This is a genomic window from Streptomyces sp. NPDC044571, assembly GCF_040647115.1.
Classification (GTDB): domain Bacteria; phylum Actinomycetota; class Actinomycetes; order Streptomycetales; family Streptomycetaceae; genus Streptomyces.
Map to the genome: position 1 here is coordinate 1 of NZ_JBEZBN010000084.1, position 21,055 is coordinate 21,055.

At 73.8% G+C, this 21,055-nt stretch carries 16 protein-coding genes, 1 rRNA gene and 1 pseudogene; 14 read left to right on the forward strand and 4 right to left on the reverse strand.

Annotated elements, in window-relative coordinates; genetic code table 11:
* The 3 genes and pseudogenes from rrf to AB0B01_RS28895 form a co-directional block, all read left to right on the forward strand.
* Window positions 1-105, forward strand: a 5S ribosomal RNA gene (gene rrf / locus AB0B01_RS28885); the annotation flags it as partial.
* Between the two features lie 194 nt (window positions 106-299).
* Window positions 300-1,484, forward strand: a pseudogene (locus AB0B01_RS28890) (hypothetical protein); the annotation flags it as partial.
* 195 nt (window positions 1,485-1,679) lie between these two features.
* Window positions 1,680-2,537, forward strand: a complete 858-nt coding sequence (locus tag AB0B01_RS28895; RefSeq protein ID WP_361725298.1) for a tetratricopeptide repeat protein — start codon at window positions 1,680-1,682, stop codon at window positions 2,535-2,537.
* Between the two features lie 87 nt (window positions 2,538-2,624).
* Here AB0B01_RS28895 and AB0B01_RS28900 read toward each other — a convergent pair whose 3' ends face one another.
* Window positions 2,625-3,896, reverse strand: a complete 1,272-nt coding sequence (locus tag AB0B01_RS28900; RefSeq protein WP_361725255.1) for a DUF1015 domain-containing protein — start codon at window positions 3,894-3,896, stop codon at window positions 2,625-2,627.
* A gap of 143 nt (window positions 3,897-4,039) precedes the next feature.
* Between AB0B01_RS28900 and AB0B01_RS28905 the strand changes: the two genes are divergently transcribed.
* The 4 genes from AB0B01_RS28905 to AB0B01_RS28920 all read left to right on the forward strand — a co-directional run bounded on the left by AB0B01_RS28905 (window position 4,040) and on the right by AB0B01_RS28920 (window position 8,108).
* Window positions 4,040-5,071, forward strand: coding sequence for an HAD-IIA family hydrolase (locus AB0B01_RS28905; RefSeq protein ID WP_361725258.1), 1,032 nt, complete (start codon window positions 4,040-4,042; stop codon window positions 5,069-5,071).
* Window positions 5,072-5,149: 78 nt separating this feature from the next.
* Entirely contained in the window at window positions 5,150-6,196 is a 1,047-nt protein-coding gene (locus AB0B01_RS28910) for an iron chelate uptake ABC transporter family permease subunit (RefSeq protein WP_361725261.1), read from the forward strand.
* Window positions 6,193-7,254 carry an iron chelate uptake ABC transporter family permease subunit gene (locus AB0B01_RS28915; RefSeq protein ID WP_361725264.1) on the forward strand — a complete coding sequence of 354 codons (1,062 nt, stop codon included), beginning with the start codon at window positions 6,193-6,195 and terminating at the stop codon, window positions 7,252-7,254. The genes AB0B01_RS28910 and AB0B01_RS28915 overlap by 4 nt, the downstream gene beginning before the upstream one ends.
* Before the next feature lie 20 nt (window positions 7,255-7,274).
* Entirely contained in the window at window positions 7,275-8,108 is an 834-nt protein-coding gene (locus AB0B01_RS28920; RefSeq protein ID WP_361725268.1) for an ABC transporter ATP-binding protein, read from the forward strand.
* Here AB0B01_RS28920 and AB0B01_RS28925 read toward each other — a convergent pair.
* A complete protein-coding gene (locus AB0B01_RS28925; protein WP_361725271.1) occupies window positions 8,092-8,439 on the reverse strand; it encodes an SCP2 sterol-binding domain-containing protein in 348 nt (115 codons plus the stop codon). The two genes, AB0B01_RS28920 and AB0B01_RS28925, sit on opposite strands and share 17 nt — an antisense overlap.
* Window positions 8,440-8,505: 66 nt before the next feature.
* Here AB0B01_RS28925 and AB0B01_RS28930 point away from each other — a divergent pair, with 66 nt between their 5' ends.
* The 5 genes from AB0B01_RS28930 (at window position 8,506) to AB0B01_RS28950 (ending at window position 13,713) form a co-directional block, all read left to right on the forward strand.
* On the forward strand, window positions 8,506-8,802 hold the full coding sequence (locus AB0B01_RS28930; protein WP_361725274.1) for a hypothetical protein: 297 nt from the start codon (window positions 8,506-8,508) through the stop codon (window positions 8,800-8,802).
* 7 nt (window positions 8,803-8,809) lie between these two features.
* Window positions 8,810-9,625 (forward strand): TlyA family RNA methyltransferase, encoded by an 816-nt coding sequence (locus AB0B01_RS28935; RefSeq protein WP_361725277.1) that lies wholly within the window; start codon window positions 8,810-8,812, stop codon window positions 9,623-9,625.
* Window positions 9,622-10,584 carry an NAD kinase gene (locus AB0B01_RS28940; protein WP_361725280.1) on the forward strand — a complete coding sequence of 321 codons (963 nt, stop codon included), beginning with the start codon at window positions 9,622-9,624 and terminating at the stop codon, window positions 10,582-10,584. Before AB0B01_RS28935 ends, AB0B01_RS28940 begins: the two co-directional genes overlap by 4 nt.
* A 117-nt stretch (window positions 10,585-10,701) precedes the next feature.
* A complete protein-coding gene (recN, locus tag AB0B01_RS28945; RefSeq protein ID WP_361725301.1) occupies window positions 10,702-12,420 on the forward strand; it encodes a DNA repair protein RecN in 1,719 nt (572 codons plus the stop codon).
* A gap of 183 nt (window positions 12,421-12,603) precedes the next feature.
* Window positions 12,604-13,713 carry a glycosyltransferase family 4 protein gene (locus AB0B01_RS28950; protein ID WP_361725283.1) on the forward strand — a complete coding sequence of 370 codons (1,110 nt, stop codon included), beginning with the start codon at window positions 12,604-12,606 and terminating at the stop codon, window positions 13,711-13,713.
* A gap of 786 nt (window positions 13,714-14,499) precedes the next feature.
* Here AB0B01_RS28950 and AB0B01_RS28955 read toward each other — a convergent pair.
* Entirely contained in the window at window positions 14,500-16,125 is a 1,626-nt protein-coding gene (locus AB0B01_RS28955) for a PucR family transcriptional regulator (RefSeq protein ID WP_361725286.1), read from the reverse strand.
* Window positions 16,126-16,308: 183 nt separating this feature from the next.
* On the opposite strand from AB0B01_RS28955, the gene AB0B01_RS28960 reads away from it, so the two are divergent.
* Window positions 16,309-17,850, forward strand: a complete 1,542-nt coding sequence (locus tag AB0B01_RS28960; RefSeq protein WP_361725289.1) for an APC family permease — start codon at window positions 16,309-16,311, stop codon at window positions 17,848-17,850.
* 19 nt (window positions 17,851-17,869) lie between these two features.
* Window positions 17,870-19,507, forward strand: a complete 1,638-nt coding sequence (locus tag AB0B01_RS28965; RefSeq protein ID WP_361725292.1) for an FAD-dependent oxidoreductase — start codon at window positions 17,870-17,872, stop codon at window positions 19,505-19,507.
* Window positions 19,508-19,519: 12 nt separating this feature from the next.
* Here the strand turns inward: AB0B01_RS28965 and AB0B01_RS28970 are convergent, their stop codons facing one another.
* Complete coding sequence (locus tag AB0B01_RS28970) at window positions 19,520-20,899, reverse strand: FAD-binding oxidoreductase (protein WP_361725295.1); 1,380 nt, start codon at window positions 20,897-20,899, stop codon at window positions 19,520-19,522.
* Between the last annotated feature and the right edge of the window lie 156 nt (window positions 20,900-21,055).

Here is a 21,055-nt window from a genome sequence, read left to right on the forward strand (position 1 = left end):
AGCGTTAGGGAAACGCCCGGTTACATTCCGAACCCGGAAGCTAAGCCTTTCAGCGCCGATGGTACTGCAGGGGGGACCCTGTGGGAGAGTAGGACACCGCCGAACAATCTTTCAAAGGACCCTTGGTCCAGCGTTCAACGCTGGACCAAGGGTCCTTTTTTGTTTTTGAAAGTTTTTGACAGCTTTACGCCGAAGCGCGGCCATGGGTTGGTTGCGCGAGAATGACTAGCGGTACCCCGAAGACAGGAGTCACACCCATGTCCAACTCTCCCGACGATCGTCCGGAGCGCGAGCCTCGTCGCAACGACGGCGGTGACAGGGGCGGCTACCGCGGGGGCCGTGACGACCGTGGCGGTGACCGTGGTGGTTTCCGCCGCGACGACCGCGGTGGCCGTCCGACCGGTGGTGGCGGCGGTTTCCGCCGTGACGACCGTGGTGGGCGTCCCGCCGGCGGTGGCGGTGGCGGCGGTTTCCGCGGTCGCGATGACCGCGGTGGTGACCGTCCGTCGTACCCGCGTCGTGACGACCGTGGCGGCGACCGTCCGTTCTCCCCGCGCCGCGATGACGATCGCGGTGGCTCCCGCGGCCGCGACGACCGTGGGGGCGACCGCCCCTCGTTCCGCCGTGACGACCGCGACGACCGCGGTGGCCGGCCCTCCGGTGGCGGCTTCCGCCGTGACGACCGAGGCGGCGACCGTCCCAGCTTCCCGCGCCGTGACGACGACCGCGGTGGCTCCCGCGGCGGTCGCGACGACCGTGGTGGGGACCGTCCGTCGTACCCGCGTCGTGATGACCGTGGGGGGGACCGTCCCTCGTACCCGCGTCGCGATGACCGTCCCTCCGGTGGTTTCCGCCGTGACGACCGCGGTGAGCGCCCCTCCTACCCCCGCCGTGACGACGACCGCGGTGGACGTCCGTCCTACCCCCGTCGGGACGACGAGCGCGGTGGCTTCCGCGGCGGCCGCGACGACCGTGGCGGTGACCGCCCCTCCTACCCGCGCCGTGACGACGACCGCGGTGGGCGTCCGTCCTACCCGCGTCGGGATGACGACCGCAGTGGCTTCCGCGGCGGCCGTGACGACCGTGGTGGGGACCGTCCGTCCTACCAGCGTCGTGATGACCGTGGTGGGGACCGTCCCTCGTACCCGCGTCGGGATGACCGTCCGTCCGGTGGTTTCCGCCGCGACGACCGCGGTGAGCGCCCCTCCTACCCGCGCCGTGACGACGACCGCGGTGGACGTCCCTCCTACCCGCGTCGTGACGACGACCGCGGTGGGCGTCCCTCGTACCCGCGTCGGGATGACGACCGCAGTGGCTTCCGCGGCGGCCGCGACGACCGTGGTGGCGACCGTCCCTCGTACCCGCGTCGGGATGACCGTCCGTCCGGTGGTTTCCGCCGCGACGACCGCGGTGAGCGCCCCTCCTACCCGCGTCGTGACGACGACCGCGGTGGACGTCCCTCCTACCCCCGTCGCGACGACGAGCGCGGCGGCTTCCGCGGCGGCCGCGACGACCGCGGCGGCGACCGCGGAGGGTTCCGCGGGCGGGACGACCGGGGTGGCTACCGCGGTCGCGACGACCGTGGCGGTGACCGCGACTTCCGGGCGGACCGTGACCGGGACCCGGTCAAGCGGCTGCCGATCGACGAGGACGTCACCGGTCTGGAGATCGACTCCGATGTGCGCCAGGAACTCCTGAGCCTGCCCAAGGGGCTGGCCGAGGAAGTCTCCCGCAACCTGGTGATGGTGGCCCGGCTCATCGACGAGGACCCGGAGAAGGCGTACGCGTACTCGCGCATCGCCCTGCGGCTGGCCTCCCGCGTCGCCGCCGTCCGCGAGGCCGCCGGCTTCGCCGCGTACGCCACCCAGAAGTACAGCGAGGCGCTCGCCGAGTTCCGCGCCGCCAAGCGCATGACCGGTTCCGTCGAGCTGTGGCCCGTCATGGCCGACTGCGAGCGCGGCCTCGGCCGTCCGGAGCGGGCGCTGGCCATGGCCGGTGAGCCCGAGGTGCAGAAGCTGGACAAGGCCGGCCAGGTCGAGATGCGTCTGGTTGCGGCCGGTGCCCGCCGGGACATGGGGCAGCTGGACGCCGCCATCGTGACCCTGCAGAGTCCGGAGCTGGCTTCGAACGCCGTCCAGCCGTGGACGGCGCGTCTGCGGTACGCCTACGCCGACGCCCTGCTGGCGGCCGGTCGTGAGGACGAGGCGCGCGAGTGGTTCGCCAAGACCGTCGAGGCGGACAAGGACGGGGCGATGGACGCCTCCGACCGGCTCGCCGAGCTGGACGGGGTCGAGTTCGTTGACGCGCTGGACCTGGCCGACGAGGACGAGGACGCCGACGAGCAGGACGCCGCCGAGGTGGCTGCCGCCGAGCGTGCCTCCGACCAGGCGGAGTACTACGACGAGGACGACGACGAGTACGAGCCGCTGGAGCAGTCCGAGGCGGACGTCGACGTCGACGTCACCGACGAGGTCGTCGCCGACGTCGAGGACGACGACGTGGACGACGACGTGGACGAGACCGGCGACAAGGCCTGAGCCGTGGCGTGACGTGACGTGATGTGACACGGAGAAGGGCGGTACCCCTCGGGGGTGCCGCCCTTCTCCATGTCCTGGTCCACCTGCTCAGTCCAGGCTGCGCAGCACCAGGCCGGTGGCCGGTTTCGGGCCGAACGAGGTCGACTTGCGGGGCATCGTGACGCCCTGGCGGGCCAGGTCCCGTACGACCGCCTCCCGAACCGGGTGCAGCAGGACCGCGGTGCCGCCGTGGCGTTCGGCCATCGCCACGGTGGCCGCGGCGTCGTGGATGTAGGTGATCTGGTCGGGGGCGTCGGGAATCTGCCACAGGGCATCGAGCAGCGTCGCGTGCAGCACCGTCGCGTCGAGGCGGCGCCACGCCTCGGGGCGGTCGTGGCGGACGGTGCGCTCCAGGAGGTCCAGGTCCGGGTCGGTGACCAGGTGGAAGGTGCCGTCGCCGGTGAGGAGGAAGGCGTTGCCCCGTTCCGCGGCGTCCGCGAGGGCCTCCAGCGCGAGCGGCAGCGGGCCTTCGACGCGGCGGACCCGGAAGTGTCCCTCGACGCTCGCCAGGGCGTCCGCGACGGGCAGTCGGCGCAGCATCCGGTGGATGGCGCGGACCTGGAGCGGGTAGCGGGCGGTGTCGACGAGGAGGACCAGGCCGAAGTCCCAGGCGGTGGGGGAGCGGTGCTCCTCCTGGAGGCGCAGGTACGTCGCCCAGCGGTGGTGGCCGTCGGCGATGAGGGCCTGGCGGTGGCCGAGGTCGCGGGTGACGGCGGCCAGGTCGGCGGGGTCGGTGACGGCCCAGAGGCGGTGCTGCATGCCGTCCTCGGTGGTGGTGGCGAGCAGCGGGGTTCCCGCGGCGGTGCGCTCGACGACCTCCGCCGCTCCGGCATCCTGGTCGTCGCCGAGGTAGGTGAGGAGCAGGGGTTCGAGGTTGGCGGAGGCGGCCCGCATCAGCCCGGCCCGGTCGGTGACCACGTCGGGCATGACGTCCTCGTGGGGGAGGACGATCCCGGCGTCGGCCTTCGAGAGGGCGAGGGCGCCGATGATGCCGCGTTGCAGCAGGCCGGCCCTGCGCTGCTCGTAGACGTACAGTGCGGGCTCGGGATCGGCGCTGAGGACGCCCTTGTCGATCCATTCGCGCAGGGTGCGGGCGGCCTGTTGGTTGCGGGCGGCCGGGGTGTCGGCCTGCGGGAGGATCAGGCGGACGATGTTGTGCGGGTCGGCGGATTCGAGGTAGTCGACTCCGTCGGGGCGTACGACCACGTCGTACGGCGGTGAGGTGACGGCCGCCAGGCTGCCGACACGCTCCGGGACATAGCGCAGTCCGGGGAAGGGGATCAGGCGCAGTCCGTGCTCCGCGGTGCCAGATGTGGTCATTGGTGCATGGTAAGACGCGTCTCGCGATGCGGGATGATCGGGGGAGCAACGCGGCAGTGCACACACGGTCGAGAGCGGTTGAATTCCGGCCGAACACCGGTCACCGATCGGTCGATCGCCGAAGCGGAGAGGGAGCGGACAGGATGACCCGGCAGAGCAGGACCAGTCCGGCAGGCAGCGAGCGGAGTCTGCACCAGGCGTACGACACGGCCCTGCTGGACCTGGACGGAGTCGTGTACGCGGGCGGCGAGGCGATCGCGTACGCGGTGGAGTCGCTGGCCGAGGCCCGGTCCGGGGGGATGCACCTCGCGTACGTCACCAACAACGCGCTGCGGACGCCGGACGCCGTTGCCGAGCACCTGTGCGAGCTGGGCGTCCCGGCCGGGGCGGGCGATGTGATCACCTCGGCGCAGGCGGTGGCCCGGCTGATCTCGGAGCAGGTGGAGCCGGGGTCGAAGGTGCTGGTGGTCGGCGGGGAGGGGCTGCGGGTCGCACTGCGCGAGCGGGGGCTGGTGCCGGTGGACTCGGCCGACGAGGAGGGACTCGCGGCGGTCGTCCAAGGCTACGGGGGTCCCGATCTGACGTGGGGGCGCTTCATGGAGGCCTCGTACGCCGTCAACCGGGGGGTGCCGTGGTACGCGTCGAACACGGACCTGACGATCCCGCAGGCACGGGGGATCGCGCCGGGCAACGGCGCCGCGGTGGAGGTGGTACGGATCGCCACGGGCGCGGAGCCGCAGGTGGCGGGCAAGCCGCTGCCCCCGATGCACCGCGAGACCGTCCTGCGCACCGGTGCGAAGCGGCCGCTGGTGGTGGGGGACCGGCTGGACACCGACATCGAGGGCGCGTTCAACGGGGGCGTCGACTCGCTGCTGGTGCTGACCGGCATCGCGGACGGCGCGGAGCTGCTGCGGGCCGGGCCGAAGCACCGGCCGACCTACGTGGACCGGGACCTGCGCGGGCTGCTCACCCCGCAGCCGGAGGTCGAGGCGGTGGCCGACGGCTTCCGGTGCGGGGGCTGGACCGCGGCCGCGCAGGACGGGGTACTGGAACTGCGGGGCGAGGGCGAGGCGCTCGACGGGCTGCGGGCGCTGTGTGCGGCGGCCTGGACCGAGGCGGGGGAGGGGTCCTGCGGTCTGGACGGCGGCAAGGCGCTGGCCAGGCTGGGTCTTTAGCCGGCGCGGCCCAGGGGCCTGAGCCTCCCAGGGCTCCGCCGGACCAAGGCGTACGCAGGGTAGGCTAACCTAAGTTGCGTGTTGGTCGAGAGTCCCCCCGAACAGAGCGCGGCGCCCGTCGCCGCCCTCCGCACGCGCCGTACTGCGCGTGCTGCCGGTCTGCTGGGCGCCCTCGCGGTGTTGGCCGCCATTGCGGTGGCGAGCATCGCCGTGGGCGCCAGGCAGATGCCCCTCGACCAGGTCTGGCACGGCCTGTTCCACTACTCGGGCACGCCCTCCGACGTGGTCGTGCGCGATCTGCGCATCCCGCGCACCTTGCTGGGGCTGATGGTGGGCCTGGCACTCGGCCTGTCCGGCGCCGTGATGCAGGCGCTGACCCGCAATCCGCTGGCCGAGCCCGGCATCCTCGGCGTCAACGCGGGCGCCGCCGCCGCCGTGGTCTCGGCCGTCAGCTTCCTCGGGGCGTCCACGCTCCGCGAGTTCGTCTGGTGGGCCTTCCTCGGCGCCGCCGTCGTCTCCGTCGTCGTGTACGTCCTCGGCGGCAGCCGCAGCGCGACGCCCGTACGCCTCGCGCTCGCCGGTACGGCGGCCAGCGCGGCCCTGGTCGGCTACATCAACGCCGTTCAGCTGACGGACAGCAAGGCACTGGACAAGCTCCGCTTCTGGACGGTGGGTTCACTGGCCTCCGCGAACATGGACACCGTCCGCCAGGTGGCGCCCTTCCTGCTCGCCGGCGCGGTGCTCGCACTGTCACTGGGCCGGCCGCTCAACGCGATGGCCATGGGCGCCGACACCGCGCGGGCGCTGGGCGCGCACCTGACGCGCACCCGGATCGGTGCCATGGCCGCCATCACCCTGCTGTGCGGGGCGGCGACCGCGGCCTGCGGGCCGATCGTCTTCATCGGCCTGATGATCCCGCACCTGGTGCGGCTCCTGACCGGACCCGACATGCGGTGGGTGCTCGCCTACTCGGCGGTGCTCTCGCCCGTCCTGCTGCTCGGCGCGGACATCATCGGCCGGGTCGTCACCCGGCCCGCCGAGCTCCAGGTCGGCATCGTCACCGCGCTCGTCGGCGGGCCCGTCTTCATCCATCTCGTCCGGCGCAAGAGGACGGCCCAGCTGTGAGGGTGGGACTGCCCGTGCACCGGCCCGGATTCCGGGTGCTGCGCGGCCCTGGCGGCACGTCCCTGCGGGTGGAGCCGCGTGCGCTGGCGGTGGGGGTGCTGCTCGCCGCCGCCGCGCTGGCCATGGCCGTGCTGCTGACCGGCACCGGCGACTTCGAGATCGCCCCGCGGGACGTCGTACGGACCCTGCTGGGCAACGGCACGCCCGCGCACGAATTCGTCGTACGCGACCTGCGGCTGCCGCGGGTCCTGGTCGCCCTGCTGGTCGGCGCGGCGCTCGGCATGGCCGGAGCGGTCTTCCAGTCCGTCTCCCGCAACGCCCTCGGCTCCCCCGACCTGCTCGGTTTCGGGTACGGCTCGGCCGTCGGCGCGCTCACCGTGATCATCGTGTTCAAGGGTGGTGCCTCGGCGGTGGCGGCGGGCGCGCTGGCGGGCGGGCTGCTCACCGGGGCCGCCGTCTACCTGCTCTCGTACAAGCGGGGCATCCACGGCTACCGGCTGGTCCTCGTGGGCATCGGCACCTCCGCCTTGCTGGTCGCCGCCATCAACTACCTGCTGACCACCTCGCAGCTGGTCGACGCCACCCGCGCGATGGTCTGGCTGACCGGCTCGCTCTCCGGCCGGGACTGGGCCCAGGTGTGGCCGCTGCTGGCCGCCTGCGCGGTGCTGTTCCCGCTGGTCCTCGGGCAGAGCCGGGCCCTGCGGCTGATCGAGATGGGCGACGACGCCGCGTACGCCCTCGGGGTACGGGTGGAACGCACCCGGATGCTGCTGATGCTGGCGGCCGTCCTGCTGACCACCGCGGCCGCCGCCGCGGCCGGGCCCATCAGCTTCGTCGCCCTGGCCGCACCCCAGCTGGCTCGGCGCCTGACCCGGTCTCCCGGGTCGAACCTGCTCACCGGCGCGCTGATGGGCTCCGTCCTGCTGCTGGTGTCCGACTGGGCCTCGCAGCGGGCCTTCGGCGCCGACCAGCTGCCGGTGGGTGTGGTGACCGGGCTGGTGGGCGGCGTCTACCTGCTGTGGCTGCTCGTCGCCGAGCGCAGGGCGGGACGGATGTGACCGACTCAAGGAGTACGCACGTGCAGCGGCTGACCGCGCAGAACCTGACCCTCGCCTACGAGCAGAGGGTCATCGCCGAGAACCTGTCGGTGGAGATCCCCGACCACTCCTTCACGGTGATCGTCGGCCCGAACGCCTGCGGCAAGTCCACGCTGCTGCGCGCCCTGTCGCGGATGCTGAAGCCGTCCTCCGGGCGGGTGCTGCTCGACGGGCGGGCCATCGGAACGCTCCCGGCGAAGAAGGTCGCACGGACGCTCGGGCTGCTCCCGCAGTCCTCGACCGCGCCGGACGGGATCACGGTCGCCGACCTGGTCTCGCGCGGCCGCCACCCGCACCAGGGGCTGTTGCGGCAGTGGTCGCCCGAGGACGAGCGGATCGTCGTCGAGTCGATGACCGCCACCGGGGTGGCCGATCTCGCGGACCGGGCGGTGGACGAGCTGTCGGGCGGGCAGCGCCAGCGGGTGTGGATCGCGATGGCGCTGGCCCAGCAGACGCCGCTGCTGCTGCTGGACGAGCCGACGACGTACCTGGACATCCAGCACCAGATCGACGTGCTGGACCTGTGCGCCGAACTGCACGAGACGCAGGGGCGGACCCTGGTCGCCGTGCTGCACGACCTCAACCACGCCGCCCGCTACGCCACGCACCTGATCGCGATGCGCGGCGGGGAGGTCGTCGCGGAGGGGCCGCCGGCCGAGGTGGTGACGGCGGAACGCGTGGAGAAGGTGTTCGGGCTTCGCTGCCAGGTCATCGAAGACCCCGAGACGGGCACCCCGCTGGTGGTCCCCGCGGCCCGCCGGCGCGGCACGGGCGCCGGGGCGCGCCCCGGGGCGGGGGTCACAGCAGGCTCTTGAGACGGAGCAGGTCGCGCAGGCCGGCCTCCAGCTTCACGCGGCCGGAGGCCCAGGCCTTGGCGAAGCGCAGCTCTCCCGCAACCAGGGCGACGAGGTCGTCGCCGGTCATGGCGAGCCGGATGTCCGCCTTGGCGGCGGGCGGGCCGGGGGTGAGCGCGTCGACCCGGATCCGGCCGCCGTCGAGACGGCCCGTGAAGGTGCGGTCCAGGTCGGTGATGTGGCAGCTCAGGGAGCGGTCGAGCGCGGCGGCGCCGCGCACGCCGCTGTCGGCCTGCGCCAGGTTCTCGGAGAGTTGGTCGAGTGCCGCCCGGCACTCCTCGATCGTAGCCATCGTGATCTCGACCGTACCGCAGAGCCGCGGGTGGTCGCCCCCGCGCTTCGCGGTAGCGTCGGGGGCATGACCGACGAACTGTCCGCAGGGACCGCGGAGGCTGCCGGGGGATCCCGGCCCGAGGCCGGGGACGCAGGGGCTGCCGAGGCCGCCGGCCCCGCCGATCCCGCGCCGCTGGGGCTCGTCCGGACGCCCACCGGGCATCCGGACGTGGACGCGCACCTGGAGCGGCTGGCGGATGCCGACCACCTCCCGGCGGACGGGCACGTCGAGGTGTACGAGGATGTGCACAGGGGGTTGCGCGACGCGCTGACCGCGCTGGACGCACCGCCCGTCCCGGGACCGTACGAAAACAGGAGCTGAACCGAACGTGGCAGGAGTGGCACGCCGCCGCCTGGACGCCGAACTGGTACGCCGCAGCATGGCCCGCTCGCGCGAGCACGCCGCCCAGCTGATCGCCGCGGGCCGGGTGACCGTCGGCGGCGCCACCGCGACCAAAGCGGCCACCCAGGTGGAGACCAGCGCGGCCCTGGTGGTGCTGAAGGACGACAGCGACCCCGACTACGTCTCCCGGGGCGGCCACAAGCTCGCGGGCGCGCTGGCGGCGTTCCAGCCGCGGGGGCTGGTGGTCGAGGGCCGCCGGGCGCTGGACGCCGGCGCCTCCACCGGCGGCTTCACCGATGTGCTGCTGCGGGCGGGCGTCGCCCACGTGATGGCCGTCGACGTCGGCTACGGGCAGCTCGCCTGGTCGCTGCAGAGCGACGACCGGGTCACGGTGAAGGACCGGACGAACGTCCGGGAGCTGACCTTGGAGCAGATCGACGGCATTCCGGTCGACCTGGTCGTCGGCGACCTGTCCTTCATCTCGATCGGTCTGGTGCTGCCGGCGCTCGTGCGCTGCTGCGCCCCCGACGCGGATCTGGTGCTGATGGTCAAGCCCCAGTTCGAGGTCGGCAAGGACCGGCTCGGCAGCGGCGGCGTGGTCCGCAGTCCGGAGCTGCGGGCGGAGGCCGTACGGGAGGTCGCGGCGCAGGCCGCGAAGCTGGGGCTGGGCGTTCTCGGGGTGACCGCGAGTCCCCTGCCCGGCCCCTCGGGCAACGTCGAGTACTTTCTGTGGCTGCGGGCGGGGGCACCGGCACTCGACCCGGCGGATGTCGACCGTGCAGTGGTGGAGGGGCCGCAGTGACAGGTACATCTACAACAGGTACATCTACGACGGGTACGTCAACACCGGACGTACCGGACACGGGGCGGGGGCGGACCGTCTTCCTGCTCGCGCACACCGGGCGGCCGGCGGCCATCCGCAGCGCCGAGCTGGTCGTGCAGGGGCTGCTGAAGAGCGGTCTGGGGGTACGGGTCCTGGAGCACGAGGCCCAGGACCTGCCGCTGCCGCCCGAGGTGGAGCTGGTCACCGGGACCACACCGGACGTGCTGGACGGCTGCGAGCTGCTGGTGGTGCTGGGCGGTGACGGGACCCTGCTGCGCGGTGCGGAGTACGCGCGCAGCTCGGGCGTGCCGATGCTGGGCGTGAACCTGGGCCGGGTGGGCTTCCTCGCCGAGGCCGAGCGCGACGACCTGGACAAGGTCGTCGACCGGGTGGTGACGCGCGCGTACGAGGTCGAGGAGCGGATGACCCTCGACGTGGTCGTCCGGTCCAACGGCGACGTCGTCCACCGCGACTGGGCGCTGAACGAGGCCGCCGTCCAGAAGGTGTCCCCCGAGCGGATGCTGGAGGTGGTCCTGGAGATCGACGGGCGGCCGGTGTCCGGCTTCGGCTGCGACGGGATCGTCTGCGCGACCCCGACCGGCTCGACGGCGTACGCCTTCTCCGCGGGCGGGCCGGTGGTCTGGCCCGAGGTGGAGGCCCTGCTGATGGTGCCGATCAGTGCGCACGCGCTCTTCGCGAAGCCGCTGGTGACCTCGCCGCAGTCGGTGCTCGCGGTGGAGGTGCAGGCCGGAGTCCCGCACGGGGTGCTGTGGTGCGACGGGCGCCGGATGCTGGAGCTGCCCGCGGGGGCGCGGGTGGAGGTCCGGCGTGGTGCGGTGCCGGTGCGGCTCGCCCGGCTGCACCACGCGTCGTTCACGGACCGGCTGGTCGCGAAGTTCGCGCTGCCCGTGTCGGGGTGGCGCGGGGTGCCGCACTGAGACCGGCCGAGGGGGAGCCGGTGCGTCGCTAATAGCACACCCGTACGAGGATTTCCTCGCGGGTGACGTCACATGGCACCGGGGAAACCTCGGTATGGTCGTCCCGTGCTTGAGGAGATGCGGATACGGTCGCTCGGGGTCATCGACGACGCGGTGGTCGAGCTGTCGCCCGGTTTCACCGCGGTGACCGGCGAGACCGGCGCCGGCAAGACGATGGTCGTCACCAGCCTCGGACTGCTGCTCGGCGGGCGTGCCGACCCGGCGCTGGTACGGATCGGGGCCAAGGCGGCGGTCGTGGAGGGCCGCATCGTCCTGCGCCCCGACGCGCCCGCCGCCGTACGGGCCGAGGAGGCCGGGGCCGAGCTCGACGACGGCGCCCTGCTGATCAGCCGGACCGTCTCCGCCGAGGGGCGCTCGCGCGCCCACGTCGGCGGCCGCTCCGTGCCCGTCGGCCTGCTCGGCGAACTCGCGGACGACCTCGTCGCCGTGCACGGGCAGACCGACCAGCAGGGCCTGCTGCGGCCCGCCCGGCAGCGGCAGGCCCTCGACCGGTACGCCGGGGACGCCGTCGCGGTCCCGCTGGAGAAGTACGGGGCCGCCTACCGGCGGCTGCGCGCGGTCTCCGCCGAGCTGGAGGAGATCACCACCCGGGCCCGGGAACGGGCCCAGGAGGCGGACCTGCTGCGCTTCGGCCTGGAGGAGATCGCGGCCGTGGAGCCGCTGGCCGGGGAGGACGCCGAACTGGCGGCGGAGGCGGAGCGGCTCGGCCACGCCGAATCGCTGGCCTCGGCGGCGCAGATCGCGCACGCCGCGCTCGCCGGCGACGTGGAGGACCCCGAGGGCGTCGACGCGAACACGCTCGTCGCGGGCGCACACCGGGCCCTGGAAGCCGTACGCTCCCACGACCCGGCCCTCGGCGCGCTCGCCGAGCGGATCGGCGAGCTCGGCATCCTGCTGTCCGACGTGGCCGGGGAGCTGGCGGGCTACGCCGACAACCTGGACGCCGATCCGCTGCGCCTCGCGGCCGTGGAGGAGCGGCGGGCCGCGCTGAGCCAGCTGACGCGCAAGTACGGCGACTCGATCGACTCCGTGCTGGAGTGGGCCGAGAAGGGCTCGGCGCGGCTGCTGGAACTGGACGGCGACGACGAGCGGATCTCCGAGCTCACCGCCGAACGGGACGGCCTGCGCGCCGAACTCTCGCAGCTGGCCCAGGCGTTGACCGACGCCCGGGTGGAGGCCGCGACGCGGTTCGGCTCCGCGGTGACGCAGGAGCTGGCCTCGCTCGCGATGCCGCACGCGCGGGTGACGATCGACATCCGGCAGGTGGAGGACCCCGACGGGGTGGAGGTCGCCGGCCGGACCGTCGCCTACGGGCCCTCGGGCGCGGACGAGGTCGAACTGCTGCTGGCCCCGCACCCGGGTGCCCAGCCGAGGCCGATCGCAAAGGGCGCCTCGGGCGGTGAGCTGTCCCGGGTGATGCTGGCCGTGGAGGTCGTCTTCGCGGGCTCCGACCCGGTGCCGACGTACCTCTTCGACGAGGTCGACGCGGGCGTCGGCGGTAAGGCGGCGGTCGAGGTCGGTCGGCGTCTGGCGAAGCTGGCCAAGTCCGCGCAGGTCGTGGTCGTCACCCACCTCCCGCAGGTGGCGGCCTTCGCGGACCGGCAGCTGCTGGTGGAGAAGACCAACGACGGCTCGGTGACCAGGAGCGGCGTGACCGTCCTGGAAGGCGAGGACCGCATCCGCGAGCTGTCGCGCATGCTGGCGGGCCACGAGGACTCGGTGTCCGCCCGCGCCCACGCCGAGGAACTCCTCGCGGCGGCCCGCGCCGACGCGTAGCGGACGGGCCCGGCGGGGGGACGCTGTCGGGCCTGCGGCCCGCCCCTGTACTCCATGTGGGTGAGGCTGGGGGGCGTGTGGCGGCATCTCGTACCGGATCCGTGCCCGTATGGTCCCGGAACGCGCGTGCGTACTGGCATTCTGGGCGTCGACTCTGCCTCCCTCCCCCTGGAGCTTCGGCCCGTGAGCAGCTCCCCGGTCTCGACCCCGGTCCCCGCGCAGTCGTACGGGCGGCCGCCGCTGCGTACCGTCCAGGTGCTCGGGGGCGCCGGGGCGGGCAGTAGTGCGCATGTGCGGTCGCTGGCGACCGGGCTCGCCGCACGCGGCGTGGGGGTCACGGTGTGCGCGTCGCCCGAGGCGGAGGGCGAGTACGACTTCACCGGCGCCGGGGCGCAGTTCACGCCCGACGCGGGCAGTGCGCTGCGAGCGGTGTGCGCGCACGCGGACGTGGTGCACGCGCACGGGGTGCGGGCCGGGATGCGGGCCGCGCTGGCGCTGCGGGGGCGCCGGGTGCCGCTGGTGGTGACCTGGCACGGGGGCGGCCCCGCCGCCGAAGGGCCGCTCGGGCGGCTGGGCCGGCTGCTGGAACGGCATGTGGCGCGGGCGGCGGCGGTGGTGCTGGGGGCCTCCTCGGACCAGGTCGCTCTGGCGCGTGCGCGGGGGGCGCGGGACGCGCGGCTCGCGCCGGTGGCGGTTCCCTCGGGCCCCGCGAGGCCGGTGGATCCCGGCAAGGTGCGGGCGGAACTCGGTGCGGTGGAACGCCCGTTGATCGTCGCGGTCGGGAGCCTGGTGCCGCACCGGGGGTACTCCGTCCTGCTGGACGCGGCGCGGGCCTGGCGGGTGCTGGAGCCGGCGCCGCTGGTGGTGATCGCGGGGGAGGGCCCGCAACGGCCGGAGCTGTCGCGGCGGATCGAGGTGGAGGGCCTGCCGGTGCGGCTGCTCGGGTGGCGCCGCGACGCCGCTCACCTGCTCGCCGCGGCGGACCTGGCGGTGCTGCCGAGCCGGTGGGAGGCGCGGTCGCTGCTGGCGCAGGAGGCGCTGCGCATCGGCGTGCCGCTGGTCGCCACCGCGGTCGGGGGCATGCAGGAACTGGTCGGCGACGCGGGCGTATTGGTCCCGTACGGGGACGCGGGTGCACTGGCGTCGGCGGTGGTGAAACTGTTGGTGGAGCCGGACCGCAGGGCCGCCCTGTCGGCGGCGGGGCGCGCGCAGGCGGCGACCTGGCCGTCGGAGGACGACACGGTGGCGCAGGTGCTGTCGGTGTACGACGAGCTGACGGAACGCCGCAAGTAGCTCCGCTGGTGGCCGGGAGGGGGCGGGCCGGGCCACGGCCCCCGGTGGCGCCCGGGCCTCGCCGCGGGGCTGGAGGATGCCGCGGGCCCGCGCCCGGCTCTGGCGTCGGCGGGGCTGGAGGGCACGGCGGGCCCGCGCCCGGCTCTGGCGTGGTCCGGGCTGCCGGTCGGCTTCGGGGCCGCTGACGGGCCTCTGCCGCCGGGCCGGGGATGCCGCTGCGCGGAACTTCTCTCCGCTCCGTCCTTCCCCCGTTCCCCGAGGCTCCGCCCCGGCCCCCGCCGGTGCGCCGCCGGCGGCCGGCCCCGCACCCCGCGCCTCGAACGCCGGCGGGCTGGGTTTCGTCCGGCGGGCTCGGAGTGCCTTCCGGGAGGCGCTGTCCGGGGGCCGGCCCCCGGACCTGCCCCGGACTCCGTCCGGGGTAGCCCCAGCGCCTCGAACGCCGGCGGGGCGGGGTTTCGCCCCGGCGCGCTCCGAGCCCGGCGCGGAGCGGCGTACCGGTCCGAGGCCCGCCCCGGGTCCGGTGAGCCCCGCCGGCGTATGAGGCGGGAACGGTGAGGGCGGGTAGGGACGGCCCCGTGCAGCGGCCGTACCCGCGGGCACGGAACGGACCCCGGGCCGGTCCCGGAGCCCCGCCCTGCCCTCGGCGGGCGGAGTCGGCCGCAGCCGTGCGACGCAGGGGCCGTCGCAGGGCTCGGAGCTGCCGCCGGAGGTCCGGCGGACGGAGTCCGCCCGCAGCGGCGCGCAGCCGGGAAGGCCGCCTGCGGCCGCAGCCGCGCGAGCGGCGCGTCAAGAAGGAGACGGCGTGTGGCGGCGGGCGCGGAGGGCCAGGCTGAGGGAGAGCACCGTCTCCGGGTCGTCCAGGTCCGTGCCCAGGAGCTCCGAGATCCGCGCCAGCCGGTTGTACAGCGTCTGCCGGTTCAGGTGCAGCTCGCGGGCCGTCTCCGCCTTGCGGCCCGCATGGGCCAGGTACGTCTCCAGGGTGGGCAGCAGCGGCGGGCGGGACGTCGTGTCGTGGACCCGCAGGGGGCCGATCGCGCGGTCCACGAACGCCGCCAGGTCCGGGTGCTCGCGCAGACGCCACAGCAGCAGGTCGATGTCCAGGCGCCGCGCGTCGTACCAGGGCCGGGCGGGTAGGCCGTGGGCCGCCGTCGCCGTTTCGGCCGCATGGCGCAGGCCCGAGGAGGCCGCCGCCCAGCCGCCCGCCACGCCCACCACCACCGCCGGCGGGGCCGCGGCCCGGTCCAGGCCGGCCCGCTCCACGCCCGCGCGCAGCGCCGCCGCCACCCGGTCTGCCACCGCCGTGCGCTCCGACTCCGCCCGCAGGGAGACCAGCAGCGGTACCCGCCCCTCCACCGGGCGCACGCCCAGCAGCACCGGTACGCCGACCGAGGACAGCTCCTCCAGCACCGCGCGGGCCAGGACCGCCCAGTTGCCCGCCGGGCCGAGGTCGGCGGACAGCCGCATGACGACCGGGAGCAACGGGCCGGGTCCGGGCTTGAAACCGAGGACGCGGGCCTGCGCCGGGGCGTCCTCGGCCGAGATGCGGCCCTCCGCCAGGTCCGTCAGGAAGTCGCCGCGGCCGCGCGCGGCCAGTTCCTCCTCCTGGCGGGCCTGCATGAGGACGACGGCCAGCACCCCGGCCGTCCGCTCCGCCGCCATCCGGTGCACCGGGAGCAGAGGGGCGGAGACGCCCAGCAGGACGACCCGTGCGCGCACCGAGCCCGCCCCGTGGCCGCCGCCGGGGACGTCGACCACCACGGTGTTGGCCGAGGGCTCCGCCTCGCGCTGCCCCCGCAGCCCCTCCCAGACCTGCAGCGGGTCCGCGGCGGCCTCCCCCGAGACCGGGCCCGCCCCGTACAGGAGTTGGCCGTCCGGGGTCTCCAGGAACACCGGGTTCCCGGTGAAGTCGGCCAGGATGCGCAGCACCTGCGGGATCCCGCCGCCGCCCAACAGCGCCTCCGTGCAGCGCCGGTGGACCTCCTCGGCCCGCTGGAGCAGCGCGTAATGGCCGTTGACGATCTCGGTGTGGACCTCCTCCGTCACCGTCACGAAGGGGACCTCGCGGTGCAGCTGGACCAGCGGCAGCCCGGCCGCGCGGGCGGTCTCGACGAGGGTGGCCGGGAGGCGGCTGAAACGCGGCCCGAGCTCCACCACCAGGGCGGCGATGCCCCGGTCCGCGAGCCGGCGGACGAAGGCGCGCTGCTCCGCGGGCCGGGTGCCCAGCCCCAGACCGGTGGTCAGCAGCAGCTCCCCTCCCTTGAGCAGGGACGCGATGTTAGGCACCTCGCCGGCGTGCACCCAGCGCACCGTCCGGCCGAGGCGGTCGGCGCAGGCCACCACCTCCGGCAGCCCGCTGCGCAGCCCCGGCAGCTCCAGCGCCCGCTGAACGGTGATCCCGCCCTGGTTCTCCATAGCGCCGGACGCTACCGGCCTGCTTGTTCCCCGCACATCACCGGACGGTTACGGAGCCCGATTTGCCCCCGTCCGGCCCGACAACTCGTCGGCTCTTCAAGGGGATTATCGGACCGCGTGCCGATTGTGGTGTGCGTCACGCCCGGGGAGAGTGGCGCCCCTCCCGACAGGAACGAGGAAGCGATGAGCTCAGACACAGCCGACACACCGCCCCGGACCGCCGGAACGGGGCAGGTTCCCCGGGTACAGCGGCTGAGGGCCAACTCCGTCGGCCTGGTCGGCGTCGTCTTCATGGCCGTCGCCACCGCGGCCCCCATCACCGCCATGACCGGCAACCTCCCCATCGCCGTCGGATTCGGCAACGGCACCGGCGCCCCGGCCGGATACCTCTTCGCGACCGCCGTCCTGACCGTCTTCGCGGTCGGCTACGTCGCCATGGCCAAGCGGATCACCGCCGCCGGCGCCTTCTACGGATACATCTCGCACGGCCTCGGCCGGATCGCCGGCATGGCTTCCGGCATGCTCGCCGTCCTCGCCTACATCGTCTTCGAGGCCTCGATCGTCGGCGTCTTCTCCTACTTCGCCAAGACCACCGTCCACGACCAGCTCGGTGTCGACCTGCCCTGGATCGCCTACGCGGCCGGCATGCTCGCCGTCACGGCCGTCCTCGCGCACTTCGACATCAACCTCACCGCCAAGGCCCTCGGCGTGATGCTCGTCGCCGAGATCGCCGTCCTGTTCGCCGTCGCCACCGCGGTGCTCCTCGCCGGCGGCGGCCCGGACGGGATCCCGTTCGAACCCGTCAACCCGAAGAACGCCTTCACCGGCACCTCCGCCGGACTCGGCCTCTTCTTCGCCTTCTGGTCCTGGGTCGGCTTCGAGTCCACCGCCATGTACGGGGAGGAGTCCCGCAATCCGAAGCGGGTCATCCCCAGGGCCACCCTGATCTCCGTCATCGGCGTCGGCCTCTTCTACATCTACGTCTCCTGGATGACCATCGCGGGCAACGGCCTCGCCGCGTCCGTCGAACTGTCCGCCTCCAGCAGCCCCCTCGACCTCTTCTTCGCGCCGACCCGGACCTTCATCGGCGGCTGGGCCGTCAGCGCCTTCCAGTGGCTGCTGCTCACCGGCTCCTTCGCCTGCGGCATGGCCTTCCACCAGTGCGCCGCCCGCTACCTGTACGCCATCGGCCGCGAGGGCTTCCTGCACCCGGCGCTCGGCCGCACGCACCCCAGGCACGGCTCCCCGTACCTCTCCTCGGTCGTGCAGACCGCCATCGCCACCGCCCTTGTGGCGCTGTTCTGGCTCACCGGGCAGGACCCGTACATCCACCTGTACACGCTGCTCGCGATCCTCGGGACGATGGCGATCCTCATCGTCCAGACCCTCTGCTCCTTCGCCGTGATCGGCTACTTCCGCAGGAACCACCCCGAGGACCGGCACTGGTTCCGCACCTTCACCGCCCCGCTCGTCGGCGGGATCGCCATGGCCGCCGTCGTCGTCCTGCTCGTCGTCAACATGGAGACCGCGGCCGGTCTCGCCGCCGACTCCTTCTTCTTCACCCTGATCCCGTGGATCGTCGGCGTCGTCTTCTTCGGCGGGCTGGGGCTCGGCCTGTGGCTGAAGTTCAAGGCCCCCGAGCGCTACGAGATCATCGGCCGCGTCGTCCTGGAGGACTCCGCGGAACGCACCGAGGACCCCGCCCCCGCGTCCGCCACCCGCTGAATCCGACAGGAGCACCGCCATGGCCCGTACGCCCCTGATGCACGCGCTCCGGCAGCTGGCCGCCGAACACGCCGCCGCCCGCCGCCTCTCCCTGCCCGTCGCCGAGGTCCGCGGTCTCGGCCGCCGCGAACTGCTCGGCCGCGCCGCCGCCCTCGGGCTCGGCACCGCCCTCGCCTCCTCCGGGCTCGGCTCCCAGGCCGCCCACGCCGCAGGCGCCCTCCCCGACAAGAAGCCCGTCACCCCCGCCCGCGTCGTGGTCGTCGGCGCCGGCATCTCGGGCCTGACCGCGGCCCTCACCCTCCAGGACGCGGGCGTCGGCTGCACGCTCTACGAGGCCAACCCGAGCCGGGTCGGCGGCCGGATGTACAGCCAGCGCTCGCACTGGGCGTACGGGCAGACCTCCGAGATCGGCGGTGAGCTGATCGACACCAGCCACAAGAAGATCCTGGAGCTCTGCCGCCGCTTCAACCTGCCCACCGACGACTTCCTCGGAGGCGGTCCCAACGGCGCCGAGGAAGTCCTCTGGTTCAACGGCACCTACTACTCGCGCGACCAGGCCGACGAGGACTTCAAGGCCGTCTACCAGGCGCTGCACCGCGACCTGGTCGAAGCCGGCGAGGTCTCCTGGAACTCCACCACCCCGGCGGGCACCGCCCTCGACAACATGACGCTGTACGAGTGGATCGAGACCCGTGTCCCCGGCGGCCACGGCTCGCAGCTCGGCCGCTTCATCGACGTCGCGTACAACGTCGAGTACGGCGCCGACACCGACCAGCAGTCCGCGCTCGCCCTGGTCCTGCTGATGGGCTACCAGCCCAACCCCGGCAACTTCAACGTCTGGGGCCTGTCCAACGAGCGCTACCACATCACCGGCGGCAACGACCAGCTGCCGAACGCCATCGCCAAGGCCCTGCCCGCCGGCTCCCTCGTGATGGGCCGCGAGCTGGTCGCCGTGCGCGTGGCCTCCGACGGCACCCAGACGCTGACCTTCAACGACGCGGGATCCCTGCGCACCGTCACCGCCGACCACACCATCCTGTGCCTGCCGCTGCCGATCCTGCAGCGGATCGACCTCGGCGGCGCCGGCTTCGACCCGCTGATGAAGAACCTGCTGCGCGACGCCCGGATGGGCTTCTGCACCAAGCTCAACATGCAGTTCACCGCCCGCCCCTGGCGCGGCACGGGCCCCTGGCCGGGGGTCTCCGCCGGTGACTGCTTCACCGACTCCCCGGTCCAGCAGGTCTGGGACACCACCAAGGTCCAGCCGGGCACCGGCGGCATCCTGCTCCAGTACGGCGGCGGCAGCCTCGCCGGTGCGCTCACCCCGGGCGCGCCGTTCTCCACCGAGAGCGACCCGTACGTACGCGAGCTCGCGGGCCGGGTGCTCACCGGGGTCGACGCCTTCTTCCCGGGCACCAAGGCCGTCTGGAACGGGCGGGCGCAGCTGTCCGCCTGGCACAGGAACCCGTACTCGTACGGCGCGTACTCGTACTGGCCGGTGGGCTACCTGCACCGGTACGCCAAGTACGAGGGCACCGCCCAGGGCCGCATCCACATCGGCGGCGAGCACTGCAGCTACGACTTCCAGGGCTTCATGGAAGGCGGCGCCACCGAGGGCGAGAGGGCGGCGCGCGAGGTGATCGCCGCCCTGTCGTGAACCACCGGGCGCCTACGCCGGCTTGATGTTGTGGTTGAAGCGGAAGACGTTGTCCCGGTCGTACTCCCGCTTCACCGCCGCCAGCCGCCGCAGGTTCTCCTCGCCGAGGCCTGCGGCGACGCGCTCGGGACCCTCGTCCCCGGTGAAGTTGAGGTAGACCGCGCCGGTGCTCCACGGCCGGACGTCGGCGCGGACGTCCTTGACCCACTGCCTGCACCGCTCGTCGTCGGCCGGGTCCTCCCAGATCCCGAAGGGGTGCACCGCCCAGGGCGCGTCCCGGTACGGCAAGGGGTAGTCGGAGGGTCCGGCTGCGACGGCGCCGCCCTGGGGCCAGACGAGGTGCTGGGTGCCCGTCGGGACGGGCATGGTGTCGGCGCGGGCGCAGAAGACGTCGACCAGCTCGTCCGGCAGACCGGTGAGGTACTCGGCCGACCAGTAGTTCCGCATCCCGGGCGGGTCGTCGATCATGCACTGCAGATCGGCGTACGGGATGGCCGTCACCACCTCCGCCTCGTGCGGTATCGCCAGCAGCGGCCGGGCCAGCTTGCGCATCTCGTCCTCGGGACCCGCGTACGTCAGCAGCGCGCCCGCCAGCAGCCGCCCCACGAGGTGCGGGGGGACGAACTCCTCGGGCGGGCCGGTCATGTAGAGGGCCGCGCCGCTCGCCTCGGGCGGGCCGGCCTCGATGACGTCCCGGTACGTACGGACCACCTCGGGCCCGTTCTCCGGCAGGTACAGCAGCAGGGCGATCGACATCGCGGGCAGGTCGTGCAGCCGCAGGGTCAGGGAGGTGGCGACGCCGAAGTTCCCGCCGCCGCCGTGCAGGGCCCAGAACAGCTCGGGGTGCTCCTGCGCCGTCGCCTCCAGGACCGTTCCGTCGGCCGTCACCAGCTCGACGCCGAGCAGGTTGTCGACGGCCAGTCCGCAGACCCGGTCCAACCAGCCCGAGCCGCCGCCCAGCACGAAGCCGCCGACCCCCGTCGTGGAGGCCCGGCCGCCGGTGGTCGCCAGCCCGTACGGTTCGCAGGCCCGGTCGAGGTGGCTCATCACGGCCCCGCCCTCGACCCGGACCGCCTTGGCCGCGGGATGGACCGTCACCTCGTGCATCCGGCGCAGGTCCACCACGACACCGCCGTCGTTGAGCGACATGCCGGCCACGCTGTGCCCGCCGCCGCGCACGGCGATGGGCAGGTCCAGCTCCCGGGCGAAGCGGACGGCGGTGGCCACGTCGGCCACGCTCTCGCACTGGGCGATGACGGCCGGCCTGCGGTCGATCATCGCGTTGAAGACCCGGCGGGCCTCGTCGTACCCGGGATCGTCAGGGGCGAAGACCTCGCCGGACAGGTCCTCGCGGAGCGCGGCAAGCGCCGTGCCCGCCTTCGAGAGCGCCATGGCTGCCCCCTTCCGCAGGGAGGGGCGTAGGACCATTCCAGCGTAGGCGGCCACCCCCGCGCGGGGGGGGGGGGGGGGGCGCGGCCGGCCGGGCGGTGGGGCGGGCCCCCGGCTGTACTGCCGGCCAAATGGGGTGATGACGGGTTTGCGGCTTGG

Bases quoted from the DNA above. Each gene is read 5' to 3' on its own strand.
- AB0B01_RS28900 (WP_361725255.1), bottom strand. From the start codon at position 3,896: ATGACCACATCTGGCACCGCGGAGCACGGACTGCGCCTGATCCCCTTC.
- AB0B01_RS28905 (WP_361725258.1), top strand. From the start codon at position 4,040: ATGACCCGGCAGAGCAGGACCAGTCCGGCAGGCAGCGAGCGGAGTCTG.
- AB0B01_RS28925 (WP_361725271.1), bottom strand. From the start codon at position 8,439: ATGGCTACGATCGAGGAGTGCCGGGCGGCACTCGACCAACTCTCCGAG.
- AB0B01_RS28930 (WP_361725274.1), top strand. From the start codon at position 8,506: ATGACCGACGAACTGTCCGCAGGGACCGCGGAGGCTGCCGGGGGATCC.
- recN (WP_361725301.1), top strand. From the start codon at position 10,702: ATGCGGATACGGTCGCTCGGGGTCATCGACGACGCGGTGGTCGAGCTG.
- AB0B01_RS28955 (WP_361725286.1), bottom strand. From the start codon at position 16,125: ATGGAGAACCAGGGCGGGATCACCGTTCAGCGGGCGCTGGAGCTGCCG.
- AB0B01_RS28960 (WP_361725289.1), top strand. From the start codon at position 16,309: ATGAGCTCAGACACAGCCGACACACCGCCCCGGACCGCCGGAACGGGG.
- AB0B01_RS28965 (WP_361725292.1), top strand. From the start codon at position 17,870: ATGGCCCGTACGCCCCTGATGCACGCGCTCCGGCAGCTGGCCGCCGAA.
- AB0B01_RS28970 (WP_361725295.1), bottom strand. From the start codon at position 20,899: ATGGCGCTCTCGAAGGCGGGCACGGCGCTTGCCGCGCTCCGCGAGGAC.